The organism is Polaribacter atrinae, from assembly GCF_038023995.1.
Taxonomy (GTDB): domain Bacteria; phylum Bacteroidota; class Bacteroidia; order Flavobacteriales; family Flavobacteriaceae; genus Polaribacter; species Polaribacter atrinae.
The window spans coordinates 3,809,638-3,824,113 of sequence record NZ_CP150660.1 but is presented as its reverse complement, the minus strand read 5'-3'; the positions used below and the strand labels follow the sequence as shown (position 1 = coordinate 3,824,113).

Sequence of the window (14,476 nt, the reverse complement as noted above, 5' to 3'; positions counted from 1 at the left end):
TTGCTGGTTTTAGCTCACTTGGGAAATTCCTCCGGAATTTCGCCGTTCGTGTTTTATTTATTAAATTCACTGCTTAAATAACGCAACAAAGCTTATACAACAACGTTGTAAAAAATAGCTCCGAAAAAACTCAAACCCGAATTTTAACTGAATGAATTGAATCTGAAATTACTCGGATTTGACTAACTCTACGCTGACTTTTTACTCAAACGTGGAATTTGAACCAAGCATTGCGTGGAATTGAGCCTGAATCGGAAAACACACTCGAACGGAATTTGAGCCAGTTTGTGGAATCTAAAATCGGAATAAAAAAAAGCAGTTTAGTTTTTCGAATTTTTTTTGAATTTTAAGTAAGTACTTTCTGAAAAACTCTGAATCTGAAAATTTTTATCGGAATTCAATACTGAACGTGCTTACTCAAATGTGTCGCTACTTTTTACAACAACGTGTATAAAAAATTGCTTATTTTATTCAAATCAAATGGTCGTTGCGTTTTTGTTTGCGTCTGATTTTCCTTCGGAAAATCCTCGCGCTCGTTCAACGCAACTTTCCATACACAAAACCGTTGGCTGTAATATAACTTAACCTCAAACTATGAGATATTTAATAAGTTTTTTACTTTTTTTGATGTTAGTGAATTGCAAAAAAAAAGATAACGAAAAACACCTCGAATCTGAATTTAAAAAAGCAGAAATCATTTCTTCAAAAATTGACAGTTTAAAATCTGAAAAAGAAGTTCAAACTTTTGTCAATCAATTACAATATCCTTTTTATGAACAAAAAATATCCGATGATTCGATTAGAATTTATAGGAAATTTGAGGAATTTGAACTTAAAAAAATAAGTGAATTTAAAAGAGACTGTAGATTTGACGAGGATACTTTAACTAAAAAAGTTGCCGACTCTTTAAAAATAAGGAAAAGCTTTTATAAATCGGATTTTGACAACAATGGTTTAACTGATTTATTGATAATTGGAGATGGACATAATTGCATAGCAATGGCTGGATGTGATGATGGTGAATCTATTTCTTGTGATTTCAGTGTTTATTCACTTATGAATTTCGGAAATGATTCCATTAATCCTATCGATTTAAACTTTATCACCAAATCGTTATCATTAGTTCCTAAAATTATTGAAACTAAAAATGGCTCTTACATTGAATTGTATAAACCAATTGACTACAAAATTGAAAATGGAGAATTAAAAAAATTGAAAAGAACTATTCCGATAGTTTATAAATATGGAACTTTTATTGAGCAAAACGAAAATAATAATAAATACGATATTGAGAACATAGAATTTATTGCTCAAGGCTGTGTAGCTGGCTGTCCCGAATTTACTATTTCAATAGATAAAAATAAAAATGGGATATTCAATGCTATAAACTATAATTGGTTTGATAAAGACTTTTCACACGATTTAGAACCAAATGATATTAATGGAGAATATAAAACTCAAATTTCTAATAGACATTTTAAAGAAATCTATGGAATTATCAATTATTTAGACTTTCCTAATCTTGACAATATATATTCTTCTGGTGCAACTCATTCGAGTTCTGTTACTTTAAAAATCACATATGACAATGGAAAAGTAAAGACTATAAAAGACGATGGACTAATTGGAACTTATGGACTTAAAAGAGTTTATGAAATGTTTTACGAATTAAGATTTAATCAAAATTGGAAATAAAAAATACTACAGCCAACAACGTGTATAGCTCATTGCGGCTGAATTCCTAATCGGAATTCATTGCAATTCACTATCTTTCGGTTACGGCGGAAAATCATAGCTGATTTCCCGCAACGAGCCATACACAAAACCGTTGTGGTTTATATTTCGCTAGTCTAAAAGCGAAATAGAATACCTAAAAATCTTTGCTTATTTACAATAAATTGAATATTAATTACTAATTTTATAAAACTATGAAAATGAAAAAAAACAAACTACCTAACCTTTTAAAAACAGGAATTCTACTTTTTGGAGTTTCTATTTTACTTTGGAATTGTCAAAATAATATTACTAATGAAGAAATAAGTCCAGAGAAAAGCATTATAGAATATGGTATATCAAAAGAGAATTTTTTAAATTTAAAAACAACTAAAAAAGTCGCTGCAAAAGTCAAAGATTCAAAAAAAAATAATAGCTCGCTAAACAAAAATACAGCTGGAGAATTAACATTTGAAGAACTTATTGAAAGATTAAATCTAGAAAACACATATTATTCTTTAACTGATAGTACTGAAGTATTAAGTGCTCCTGTTAAAACTTTTGGTAATTATAAAAGAGTTTTATTTTCAGTAACAACTGGAGAAATTAACAATTCTTATTTACTAACCTACCCAAACCCACAAGACACAAAAACATTCTACGTTAGTAATTTATATGGAAAATTGCTTCAAAAAGTTGTTATTCAACCAAATGGAATTGGAAAAGTAGTCTCTTACAATAGTAATAATACTTTAGCTAAAGGAGATTTTTGTGGAGATCAAACAGTTTACGAAACTTGTAGTTCTGGAAATCATAGTTTTCAAAATGAAGATACAGTTTGGGAATGTGATTATTGGACGAATTTAAGTGGTGGTAATCCACCTAGTAAATTCACAATCTCTGGAGAATGTGGAGGTGCTAGTGGTGGTAGTGGAGGTCCTTCAAACGATGATACTAGTGGAAATCCTACAAATACTGGTGGTGTTTCAACTGCTCCTTCTGGTGGTGGTGGATTACCTACTAATTTAGAACAAGAATGTGTTGCTAGTTTAGACTGTGAAGAATGTGATTTACCAGGAGATTTAAATAGAGATTGTACCATTGATGAGTATGAAGGCTGTCTAATGTTAGGGTATACTAATGAAGTTTGTGAGTGTTCAGTAAATGGAGGAAATATAGATGAATGTACTTTTGATGAACAAGTTTTTATAGATGATAGTTTCAAAGACAATTCCTGTTTAAAATCTGTTTATGACAAAATGGGAAAAGCAACTAAATTTAAAGAATATTTACAAAACTTTGAACCAGAGTTTTCAGTAGCACATTTAAGATTTTCATCAAGTACATCCCTACCTTCAAATACAAATGCAGAAACAAGTGCTCCACAAAATTATTTAATTAGTATTACATTTAATGAAAATAATCTTGCTAGGCCTCGATTGTCTATTGCTAGAACTATGATACATGAAATAATTCATGCTGAAATTTTCAGAAAACTACTTTCGGTAGCTCAACATCCAAGTATACAGTTAGACCAAAATCAAATTATACAACTGAAAAACGATTATCCTGGTTTATACGACTATTATATGAGGTGGAAATGGAATTTACCACAAGGACAAACCCCTTCTAGTCCACAACACGAATCAATGGCTCAACATTATAGGGGAATTATAAAACAAGCTTTGAAAAATTTTGATAGTACACAATCCGAACAAACATACAATGCCCTGTCTTGGGTTGGATTAATGGGTTCTGGCACTTTCAATTCATCTACTGGTTTGTATTCTAATTCAACTCAAGCATGGATAAACACATCTCTTTCCGAAAGACTAAATATTCTAAATACTATTAACAATTTTAATACAAGTAATCCTAATTGTCAGTAATTATGAAAAAAATAATATTTATATTTTTATTATCCACATATAGTCTTTTTGCTCAAAAAAAAGAAAAAATAATATTTATATATGATATAAATAAAGATACAATAGTTTTTAATAAAAAGAAAAAAATTTATAAAATAGGTAATAATCAAACATATCAATTTATAGAAAAAAAGCATAAACAGACAGAAGCTAATTACAGTTCGATAAAAAAATATGTTATAACAATAGATGATTTTGTAAAGAAGAATAAAACGAAAAAATTTCCTGAATATTATAATGAGTACTCATTTTATATATTTATCAAAAATAACTACAAATATGGCTGTTTAATAGAAGTTGAGAAAATATGGTTAGTTGAAGATAAAATAATTGATTAAATACAAACCACAACACCGTATAAAAAAAATTACTAGTAAAAGCCAATTTACGAAAATCCTTACAGACTTTCTATTTGGCTTTTATTTGCTAACTTTAACGCTTTAAACACGTAACTTTTCTTATACAAACACGTTGCAAAACATTGTCAAGCAAGTTTGCGGAAATGACTTAAACTGAAAAAAATAAAATGAAAAGTTTAGATATATTTATTTTAGTATTTATCGGATTTGGAATTTACTGTATGCTAAATTTAAAAAAAGATTATGCCGAATATAAAAAAACTAAACATTACATAGATTTAAAAATTTACATAAGAAATTTAGGCGTAGTAATTGCAAGCATAATATTATTCTTTTATGAACTTTCACGATTATTATCATAATATTAATTTGAAAATTGTGGAACACTCTCTCGCTCGTGAAATTCAACTTGTTGAATTTTCTAAATTGTGGAACTTCCACAAACTCTGAAAATAAAAACGCGGAGTTCTTACTCAAGTTCTGAATTCAAAAAGTTTGAGTAATTCAGCAAAATGTGGAAAATCAAAGTTGCGGAATTGAAAATCCTTAAGAAATATAAAATTTATGAAAAACTGAAAGTAAAAAAACTAAATTGAAAACAAAAAACAACGATTTTGCAACACCGTGTATTAAAAATTGCTAAATTAGTGTTTTACCAAAAGTAGTTGCATTTTTATTCACTTCAATTTTCCTACGGAAAATAGCCGTTCACAAAAATCGCAACTTTCATTACACAAACACGTTGGCAACAAGTTAAAAAAGAGAACTAAAATGGAACAATTTTTTATAGATTTTGATTGGGATTCATTTTGGATTGTAGGCTTCCCTAAAAATAGGACAGTTAATAATTCGAATTTACTAACTTTAAATTCAAACTGTCACAATGAGAAACAGCAAATTTAGCGAGAGTCAAATCATCAAGGCTCTCAAGGAGAATCAACAAGGTAGATCCGTAGGCGATATATCAAGAGAATTAGGTATCGACAAGAGTACGTTTTATTACTGGCGTAAGAAATACGGCGGTATGGAACAACAAGAGCTTAAGCGTCTCAAAGAGCTTGAAGCAGAGAATAACAAGCTCAAGCAAATGTATGCTGATGTTAGTTTAGACAATAAAATGTTAAAAGATATATTGTCAAAAAAGTTCTAAAGCCTTCCGACAAGCGAGTTCGTGTCAAATATCTTGTTAAAGAGTTTACCGTACCTATTTTACGTGCCTGTAAGGTTGTAGGGTTAAGTAGGTCAATGTGGTACTATCAGAGCAAGAAAAACGATAGTGAAGTTATTGATAAACTAACAGAACTTGCGGAATCTTATCCCACCAGAGGTTTTGATGAGTATTACCACAAAATCCGTCGTGAAGGCTTAAAATGGAACAGAAAACGAGTGCTACGAGTATATCGTGAGATGAAGCTTGGTTTAAGACGTAAGCATAAAAAGCGTTTAGTTAAACGTGTAAAACAACCTTTAGAAACACCAGAAGAACTCAATGTGTGCTGGAGTATGGACTTTATGAGTGATGCCCTTACCGATGGCAGAAAGCTTAGAGTCTTTAATGTTATAGACGACTGCAATCGGGAAGCACTAGCTATTGAAGCAGGACTATCATATCCAGCAAGAGCTGTTGTAGAAACCCTTGAATGCCTAAAAGAGGAAATAGGAGTGCCTAAGTATGTAAGATGTGATAATGGTCCTGAGTTTATCTCAAAAACATTTATGAACTGGTGTAAAAAGAACTTTATAGAAATCAAATATACACAACCTGGAAAACCAATGCAAAACGGATACATAGAGCGTTTTAATCGTTTCTTTAGAGAAGATATACTAGATGCTTACTACTTTAATGACACACATCAGTTGCAAAAGATAAGCGATAACTGGCGGGAAGACTATAATTTTAACCATCCACATAAATCACTAGGAAACAAATCCCCTAAAGAATATATGCCCAGATTTGATGAAGAATTTAAATTCTTCATCAAATCTGACCTAAATAATAATTATTTATCGAACTTTAAGGTGTCCTAAAAAGGGGAAGCTTACATTTTTAGGGAAGCCTACAAAATAACGAATCAACATTAAAAAACGGATTTATTGACATTGTGGTTCATCCAAAAAAAGGAGAAACAAATCTGACTTTGGACGAACATAAAAAAATTCGATTACACACAAAAGACGAATCTGTATTTAATGAATTCATCGGAAAAATAATTGAAATCGGATTTGAACAAACTAGAGATTATTACAACATTGAATTTGGCTATCATCATTGGCATTATCGAACTGAAAAAAGTCTTAACAGAAAAGAATTTAAAGAAATGTTAAGCAGAAATAATTTTGAAAAAATAGAACTGAATTAAAAACGGCTTACAACACCGTATATAATTTATTGCTAGTTCTAGCCTACTTACGAAAATCCTCGCGGATTTTCTATTCGGTTTGTATTTGCTAAATTAGGTGCTTAAACACGCAACAAACCATATACAAACACGTTGGCATTCATTGACCAAAAACTCAAAATCTGAATTAAAAAAAATGATTAAAAGAAACCTAGCATCAATTTTAATAATAATTTCAAGTATCATAAATATCTTGAATGTTGAATGTTGAATTTTCTGATATTTCAGAACCGAAACATTATTGGTCTTTAATTATATCATCATTTATTATTTTGGCATCAATAATATTAATTTATAGTACGGAATCAAAATTTAAGAAAAATATCGAATCTGAATAAAATTAATGGCGGACTTTTAGCTCGTTTGTGGAATAAGAAACTGAATTGAAAAACAAAAGCTGAATTAAATGCTAAATTTAAAGTTGTGGAATTTCTCACTCAATCGGAATTGAAAAATTTTGCGGAATAAAACGCTGACTGAATTCACTCAAACGCAAGAAAAAGAAAAACGGAATTAAGCCGAATAATTCAAATTCTGAATAAAAACAACGAAATGCCAACAAAGAACTGAGCTAAAAAACAACTCTTTTCTTCATAAAATTTATGCACTATTGCTCCAGGCTCATAATTCTATCAATTAGTATTTTGAGCTTTTATTTTTTATGTAATTACTACTTATTTTGATAAAACAGAAACGTACGTTTCGTCATATGGTAAACCTGATTTTGCGATAGCAAAACTCTGTTTTATCAGTTTATTTGAAACCGCTATTAAAGCCAATTTCTTACTCTTACCCTTGTTTACAATTCGCTCATAAATCTCGCGACACCCTTTATTATGCTTGCAAGCTGTAAAAGCACAGAGAAACAAAAGGTTTCGTAGCTTCCTATTTCCAACCTTACTTATTCTACTTCTTCCCCGTACATTACTTCCAGATACTCTTATCGTTGGAGTGATCCCTACATAACTACATAATTGTGAAGCCGTTTCAAACTTCTTAAATCCATCAGTAATTACGATTAAAAACAATGCCGTTTTCAAACCTATTCCTGGAATACTAGTTAGTAATGTTAATTGTGCTTGCTGGTCTTGTTTTACTAATGAAAGTACTTTCGTTTCGATTCCTAAAATCTCTTTATCTAAATGTTTTTTAGTCCGTTTTAATGAACCATAAACCCATTTAGAAGGAATCCCTAAAACTTCTTCTCCGTGAATTTTATTCTTAACCGCTGTACGTTTTTTAATATTACTATCTAATAATCTAAACAACTGTAAACACTCACTCTGAACATTGGTAAGAGCCGTATACAATGGAACTTCATTAATGGTTCCATATTCACAAATAGCCTTCGCATCACTTTTATCCGTCTTTACTTTAGATAATTTCATTTGGATAAATCGCTTGACTGATAAAGGATTTACAACCGATACAAAAATGCTTTGCTTGTATAAAAACTGAGCTAATCTATAATGGTAATAACCTGTTGCTTCCATAATTACTAGTGAGTTTTTAGGTAAACTTTTTAAGAAGGTTTTAAAACCTAATTCATCATTTTTAAATTGATCATGACCACTTGTACTTCCATAAACATCAAAAACGTCTTTACTGATGTCAACTCCAAAAATTTCCTTATATTTATTCATAAGAACTGATTTATGAAAGAATAACCTACTTTTACTCACAACAACTTGAAATCGAGATCTAGGTCTCACAGAACTGAACGTGATTTTTAGTAGAAAAGAGAGAGGATTATCAATGTTGTCGAAGTCTTGGCTTCACCGTATATATTAACCTTAATTCTCTCTTTTATTCTTTCTGATTTATATACTTAAATTTAGTCTTTTATTATAAAATGCTAACTTAAGCCGTATATAATTTATTGCTGGCTTCTTGCTTACTTACGAAAGTCCTCGCGGACTTTCTTGGTCGGTAATTATTTACTAAATTAGTTGCTTAAAACACGCAACAAACCATATACACAAACGTTAGCAAATATTAAAATAAAAATACCCACTATTAGGTATTGACAAATACTTAGAACAAAGATATTTTACAACATAAATTTTATAAAGTTATGAAAGCATATTTAACAATCATTATTGTCTTTTTTTCATTATCCACTTTTTCACAAGAAACTAAGTGTGAATGTTATTCAAAATCTGGAGTAAAAGAGAAAACTGGCATTGGAGGTTGGACTTCAATTATTGGAACTAATAGCGAAGGAGAACAATTACAATATCATTTTTATGCTGCATATTTTCCTCCTCAAGAATTGTGTATACCTAGAGATAATTTTTGGTGGCAAGATGTAAATGCTGCCATACTAAAAGCAATAAAATCACATCCAATTTATAAAAGCTCTCAAATTGCGCTTGCTACAGATGACCCAGATGCTACACCTAAGGCTACTAATATTGCAGGACAAGCTTTTATAACACAAGAAAAAGTGTATGAAATTGAGAGATTACCTGGAACAATTGTTTCAGTAGATGCATATATACAAGAACATTTTGCAAGTAAATTAAGTTTGTGTGGTGATATAAATAATAAAATCGATTTTAACTCACCTAAAGAAAAAAATGAGGAAAAAGCTTTAAACAATCAAGGGAGTTATGACACACCTGTATCTAAGAATAATCAGTCTAAAAATGCCCAAGATTTTATAGGCAGTCAAAACGAACAATTTGCAAAGCAGCAAGCTCTAAATCAACAATTAGCAAATGATTTAACTCAAACCTTTAATCAAATTTCAAATAGTTGGGCTGAAGAACGAGATTTTCAGTCAAAAATTTCATCTCTTACTAATATCAAAAGTGTAAATGCATCTTCAATTGTAAATGAAGCTAGAAGTAAGGCTCAGCAAATAAATAATGAATACGCTACAAGAAAACAAGATGCCTTAAACCAAGGTGTTTCAGCTACTCAAAACCTCGTAAACTCTGCTCAAAATGAAGAACAAGCCATAGCTGGAGGAATACTCGGTGCAGGTTTAACAGCCTTATCTCAATCAAATTTAGAAAAAGAAAGAAAAAAAGCTCAAGAAAAACTTGAAAACGAAAAACAACAAATTTTAAACAAATTATCACAAAAGATTATCGACAAATTTGAGCCCATAAAAATCCAACACAAACAAGCTGCTATTTATGCTCTAAAGAAAGAAAATGAAGATTATCATTTAGCCCAATACGAATATGCAAAATGTATGACTGAAAATGCTTTTAAAATAGTTGTAGATGATTATTCTTGTGAGAAACCCCAAAATTCTAAACCTGCTACAAAAACCAAGAAGCCAATAAGTGGCCAAGATTATTTTAATGCCTACAAAAGAAAACAAAAAAATTCGTTTGAATTAGTAAGAGATAAAGCACCTTATTTTCTTGAATTAGCTATAGATGCGGAACCGAATAAAGCAGAATGGCTTTATGAAAAAACTTTAGTACAAGGTTTAGATATCTATGAAAGAGCAAGTATTTTAAAAAGAGTAGTTGCCATCGATAAAAGTGGTCAATATAAAAATGATTTTGATGATGTTTTAAAAACAATAGCTGAGCTTAAACTAAAAGAACAGCAAATTATCAATATTACACTTTCTAAACATAAAGATTATAACTGGACAGAGCACGATAATTTAATGCGTGTTTATATTGATTATCAATACGAATTTGCTAAACCTCGACATATAGTAATTAATAAAAACGGCACAAAAGTTCTTGATTTTGGCAATAAATATGATTTCAATAATGATAATTTTAGAGAGAGTGAAATCTCAAAACAATATAATAATGGCCGTTTAAGGTTTAGGCAGAGTCTAAATGGTACAAATCTTTATGGTTTTTTAAATACAAAAGGGGAAATCCAGACTACACCTACTTATTTAAATGCAACTCATTTCTCTGAAGGTTTGTCCGCAGTTCAAGACTATACAAATCAGAAATGGGGCTTTATTGATGAATTTGGAAAAATAGTCATTGATTTTAAATATGCTGAAGCAAAAGCATTTTCTCAAGGTTTAGCTTTTGTAAAAAAAATAAAAAGAGAGAAAGAAGGAAAGTACATTAATCCAGTAACTCGACAAGAAGTTAAAGTATATGTAACTGAGGCTGTCTATATTAATAATAAAGAGGACATTATTATTGAAGGAAGTTTCGATACCGGTGAATCTTTTAAAAATGGTTATGCAAGAGTCACAAGATATACTAGAAATGATTCTTTTATGGGTGGTGGCAACGATAAAACTTATTATATTGATAAAGAAGGCAATGAGGCTAGTGAAGAAGAATCCAACTTAGTGGATGCTTTTAACTCCAATAATGGTTACTCTACAATAAAGGACGGTAATTATTACGCTATTGTAGATAGCAACGGAAAAATTACATCCAAACTAAAATTTCATAACAAACCTATATTTAATGAAGGTATTGCTGTTGTAAGTACAAGTACTGCTTGGAGAGCTGTATTTGGTACATATACTAAATATGGTTATATCGACTATACGGGAAAAACAATTGCGAAAATAAAATATACTAAAGCACAACCTTTTGAAAATGGAAAGGCACTTGTGGAGCTAAATGATGAGGTATTTTATATAGACAAAAATGGTTCAAGAATAATTGAAGATAAAGATTCAAACACAGAAATTGAGGAGTTAAGCAATATTGAATCCGTAGAAGATTTAGAGAAAATTCTTAAGGAAAAATATGACGAAGTAACACAGTCTGGTAACGGATTTAGAATTAAAAAAGACGAAAGGTACGGCTTTATAAATAATGATGGTAAAACAACTATTCCTGTAGACTACAAAACCTTAGGTCTTTTCTATAATGGTTTAGCGGTTTTTAATGATAAAAGCAATGGAACATTTAAAAAATATGGATATATAAACGAAAACGGTGAAATAATAGTAAGTGAAAAATATCAAGAATGCGGTAATTTTTCTGAAGGTATTGCAGTTGTAGCTAAGGTTAGTGTATTGGGCAGAAAAGTTGGTTATATTGATACAAATGGAAATAAAATAACCCCACTTAAATATTATACAGGTACTCCATTTGAAAATGGAAAAGCACAGGTCAATGATGGAAATTACTTCAAACCTAATATTTATTACATTGATAAAGAAGGAAATAAAATCTCAAACTAAAATAAATAACATTTGCTAACAACGCATAAAAATAATAGGGCAATGAGGCTTAATCCAATGGTAATGTCACATTTGCAAGGTCGCCAAATTTTTAAAATTGGCTTATTGAAAAAAAAGTAATAAGAAAAATTTAAAAATTCGACTTGTGTCCATCCGAATGGTTAGCGACTATTTTCAGCCCTACTATTCTTATACAAGACCGTTGGGCACAATTAAAACCGAATGAATAGACTTCTAATTTTACTTTTTTCAATATTCTTAATTGGTTGTTGCAATGAACCAAAATTGTTGAATAACGGACTGACTCAAAAAGCAACACAAATTACCGAATACACAATTAAATTGGAAAATGATTCTCTGAATAATAAGATTCAAGATACGCTTGTAATTACAGAAAAGAAATACAACGAAAATGACCAAATAATTAGCAGACATCAGCGGAATTTATTTGCTGACGAAACAATGGATATTGAATTCATTTACAATAATGAGAAAAAGATAAAAAGAGAAATTGTGAAACTTTCAAACGACAGTTCAAATTTTATTGTCGATTATTTCTACAAAGACACATTGCTTTTGGAAACAAAATCAGAATCCAAAAATGACATTTTTCAATTCAAACAAATTGGAGGTTATAAATATAATTCTGATAACAAACTAAAAGAAAGTTCATTAAAGCAAATCTACATTGACGTTGAAACAAATGACACAATTACTAATACTCTTGAAATAAGTAAATATAACGACAAGGAATTTGTAACTGAATCCAAACTATCGGACTTTAGAAAACCTGAACGGAATCGAAATACTGAATATAAATACGATTGTGGAATTTTAATGGAAATAAAAGAATTTAATAGCAAAGATTCTTTGATTTCAACAACAGAATATAAATACGAATTTGACAAGTTTGAAAATTGGACACAAAGAGAATCAATTGAGAATGACAAACTAAATTACATACGAACGAGGGAAATAGAATATAAATAACTGTGCCCAACACTGTATATAATTTATTGCTGGCTTCTCGCCTACTTACGAAAGTCCTCGCGGACTTTCTTGGTCGGTATTTATTTACTAAATTAGTTGCTTAAACCACGCAACAAACCATATACGTATTCCAAGATCAAAACCTAATAAAATTTAGTTTTTATTTTAAGCAGCATAATTTTTAAGAACAACATAAGGTGTTCCTCTCTTAACAACTGCAAATGCTCTTGCTAACAGTTTATTTCTCACATTATTTATCGCTAACATTTTATCTTTTCCTTCTGCTATTTTTTTTTGATAATATAACTTTAATTCACTATCATGTTGTATTGCAGAAACACTTGCCATACTCAATAAACTTTTCATCTTTCTATCGCCTAAATAATGACACTGTTTTCGTCTATGAATACTGGTTCCAGAGCGATGTTCAAAAGGTGCGGTTCCACAATAGCTAGAGAATGCTCGCCAACTTTTAAACCTTGTAAAATTGCCTGTATGATAAATAAGTTGACAAGCAACAACAAGACCAATTCCTCTCATGCTTCTAAGTAATTCGTAGTTTTTACTCATAGAAATATCATCAAAAATTATTTCTTCAATTCTATTTTTTATTGCCTTGACTTGCTTTGTGAGATAGTCAATACTTCGTTTTAAACTGATACAGCCTAAATCGGTTGTAGAGCTTGTTAAAAGTACTTTCATCTCTTTTAAAGTACCTTTTAAGCCTGCATTATTTCGAACCAACTGATCTCTTAAAGCTAACAATCTACCCAACTCTAAATGAGCACTACTTTTAACAGTACTTGCAGTTAATTCTTCCCGGTAAAGCCAACCATACCTAGCAATTACCTGAGCATCTAACTTATCAGTTTTTTCTTTTACAATGCCAGATGAACGTTTAATTTTTAACGGACTCTCCTCTACATAAATAACTTTTTTACTGTGTAAATAAAGTGCCAACTTTAAGGAATAATAACCGGTATTCTCAAAACAATAAAAAACAGCACTATCTTTTGTTGCTTTTAAAACCCATTTTATAAGGCTTTTGTAACCAGTTAAATCGTTCTTAAACTCTTTGTGTACTTGGGCATGATAACAATAAGCATCAATCGTCTTTTTTGATACATCAATTCCTACTACTTCTTGGTAATTTTTCATATTTTTACAATTAGAATGATTAAATATGTTGCAAAAACTACTTCCTTTATCGGGATTTTATACGCCTAGTATTCCAAATGGTTCTTTGCAACTTTATAGAAACAGAGGACTCGTACGTGTAAGGGACCTTCAAATCTAAAACACGTTATAGTTCTCCTCTGTTACTACATAAAGATATTTAATACAAACTAAAGAAACACGTTAGCAAATATTTCAAAAAGAAATTTTAACCTCTGAAAAAAATAAACAAAAACGAATAATAAAAAATGAAAAAAAACTATTTACTACATTTAACAATAACTATTCTTATCTTTATTAGTTGTAGTAGTTCTGAAAATGAAAACTTATCTGAAACATTCTTACAGAAATTTGATGGTACAGTTTGGCGATTTGAAAATAATGATGCAAATGTATATTACTTGATTGAAAATAACCAAAACAATCCTGTTACCAAATATGTTAAATTAAGTAACTCTGATTGTTTCTACATAAGTGAAGTAATGAGTGAGTTAGATTCAAGATATGAGAGTATTACAATACAAGAAACAAATGAACTACAAATAAAATCTGATTATGGATCAAATGAAAATAACATATATACATTTACAGTCTCTCAAAACAATATAGATTTATATCAAATTGAAAATTATTTTGGTAATCAAACAACGTGGAATTATCTTTTAATAAAAACTAATTTATCAAAAAATGACATTAAACCAATTTGCCCATAACAGAAATAAAATTTAATAGAGATTAAAATATTTACTTAAAATCGAAAAAAATGTAAAATTC

11 protein-coding genes are annotated in these 14,476 nt (G+C 30.0%); 9 read left to right on the top strand and 2 right to left on the bottom strand.

The genetic code is table 11. From position 1 onward, the window contains the following. Window positions 1-594: 594 nt before the first annotated feature. The 6 genes from WG945_RS16735 (at window position 595) to WG945_RS16710 (ending at window position 6,360) form a co-directional block, all read left to right on the top strand. Entirely contained in the window at window positions 595-1,695 is a 1,101-nt protein-coding gene (locus WG945_RS16735) for a DUF6438 domain-containing protein (RefSeq protein WP_157603713.1), read from the top strand. A gap of 239 nt (window positions 1,696-1,934) precedes the next feature. Continuing rightward, complete coding sequence (locus tag WG945_RS16730) at window positions 1,935-3,602, top strand: hypothetical protein (protein WP_157603714.1); 1,668 nt, start codon at window positions 1,935-1,937, stop codon at window positions 3,600-3,602. A gap of 2 nt (window positions 3,603-3,604) precedes the next feature. Further along, the gene (locus tag WG945_RS16725) at window positions 3,605-3,979 is read left to right on the top strand and encodes a hypothetical protein (protein WP_068452097.1); all 375 of its coding nucleotides are present in this window, start codon (window positions 3,605-3,607) and stop codon (window positions 3,977-3,979) included. A gap of 904 nt (window positions 3,980-4,883) precedes the next feature. Then, a complete protein-coding gene (locus WG945_RS16720; protein ID WP_040756749.1) occupies window positions 4,884-5,150 on the top strand; it encodes a transposase in 267 nt (88 codons plus the stop codon). Then, window positions 5,132-6,028, top strand: a complete 897-nt coding sequence (locus tag WG945_RS16715; RefSeq protein WP_197482115.1) for an IS3 family transposase — start codon at window positions 5,132-5,134, stop codon at window positions 6,026-6,028. Before WG945_RS16720 ends, WG945_RS16715 begins: the two co-directional genes overlap by 19 nt. Before the next feature lie 110 nt (window positions 6,029-6,138). After that, on the top strand, window positions 6,139-6,360 hold the full coding sequence (locus tag WG945_RS16710; RefSeq protein ID WP_157603715.1) for a hypothetical protein: 222 nt from the start codon (window positions 6,139-6,141) through the stop codon (window positions 6,358-6,360). Between the two features lie 713 nt (window positions 6,361-7,073). Here WG945_RS16710 and WG945_RS16705 read toward each other — a convergent pair. Further along, complete coding sequence (locus WG945_RS16705; protein WP_282074061.1) at window positions 7,074-8,042, bottom strand: IS110 family transposase; 969 nt, start codon at window positions 8,040-8,042, stop codon at window positions 7,074-7,076. 431 nt (window positions 8,043-8,473) lie between these two features. Between WG945_RS16705 and WG945_RS16700 the strand changes: the two genes are divergently transcribed. Continuing rightward, on the top strand, window positions 8,474-11,536 hold the full coding sequence (locus tag WG945_RS16700) for a WG repeat-containing protein (RefSeq protein ID WP_068452254.1): 3,063 nt from the start codon (window positions 8,474-8,476) through the stop codon (window positions 11,534-11,536). A gap of 222 nt (window positions 11,537-11,758) precedes the next feature. Then, on the top strand, window positions 11,759-12,526 hold the full coding sequence (locus WG945_RS16695) for a hypothetical protein (RefSeq protein WP_157603723.1): 768 nt from the start codon (window positions 11,759-11,761) through the stop codon (window positions 12,524-12,526). 165 nt (window positions 12,527-12,691) lie between these two features. Here WG945_RS16695 and WG945_RS16690 read toward each other — a convergent pair whose 3' ends face one another. Continuing rightward, complete coding sequence (locus tag WG945_RS16690) at window positions 12,692-13,684, bottom strand: IS110 family transposase (protein ID WP_068452240.1); 993 nt, start codon at window positions 13,682-13,684, stop codon at window positions 12,692-12,694. 266 nt (window positions 13,685-13,950) lie between these two features. On the opposite strand from WG945_RS16690, the gene WG945_RS16685 reads away from it, so the two are divergent. After that, the gene (locus WG945_RS16685; protein ID WP_068452237.1) at window positions 13,951-14,415 is read left to right on the top strand and encodes a hypothetical protein; all 465 of its coding nucleotides are present in this window, start codon (window positions 13,951-13,953) and stop codon (window positions 14,413-14,415) included. Window positions 14,416-14,476 lie beyond the last annotated feature (61 nt).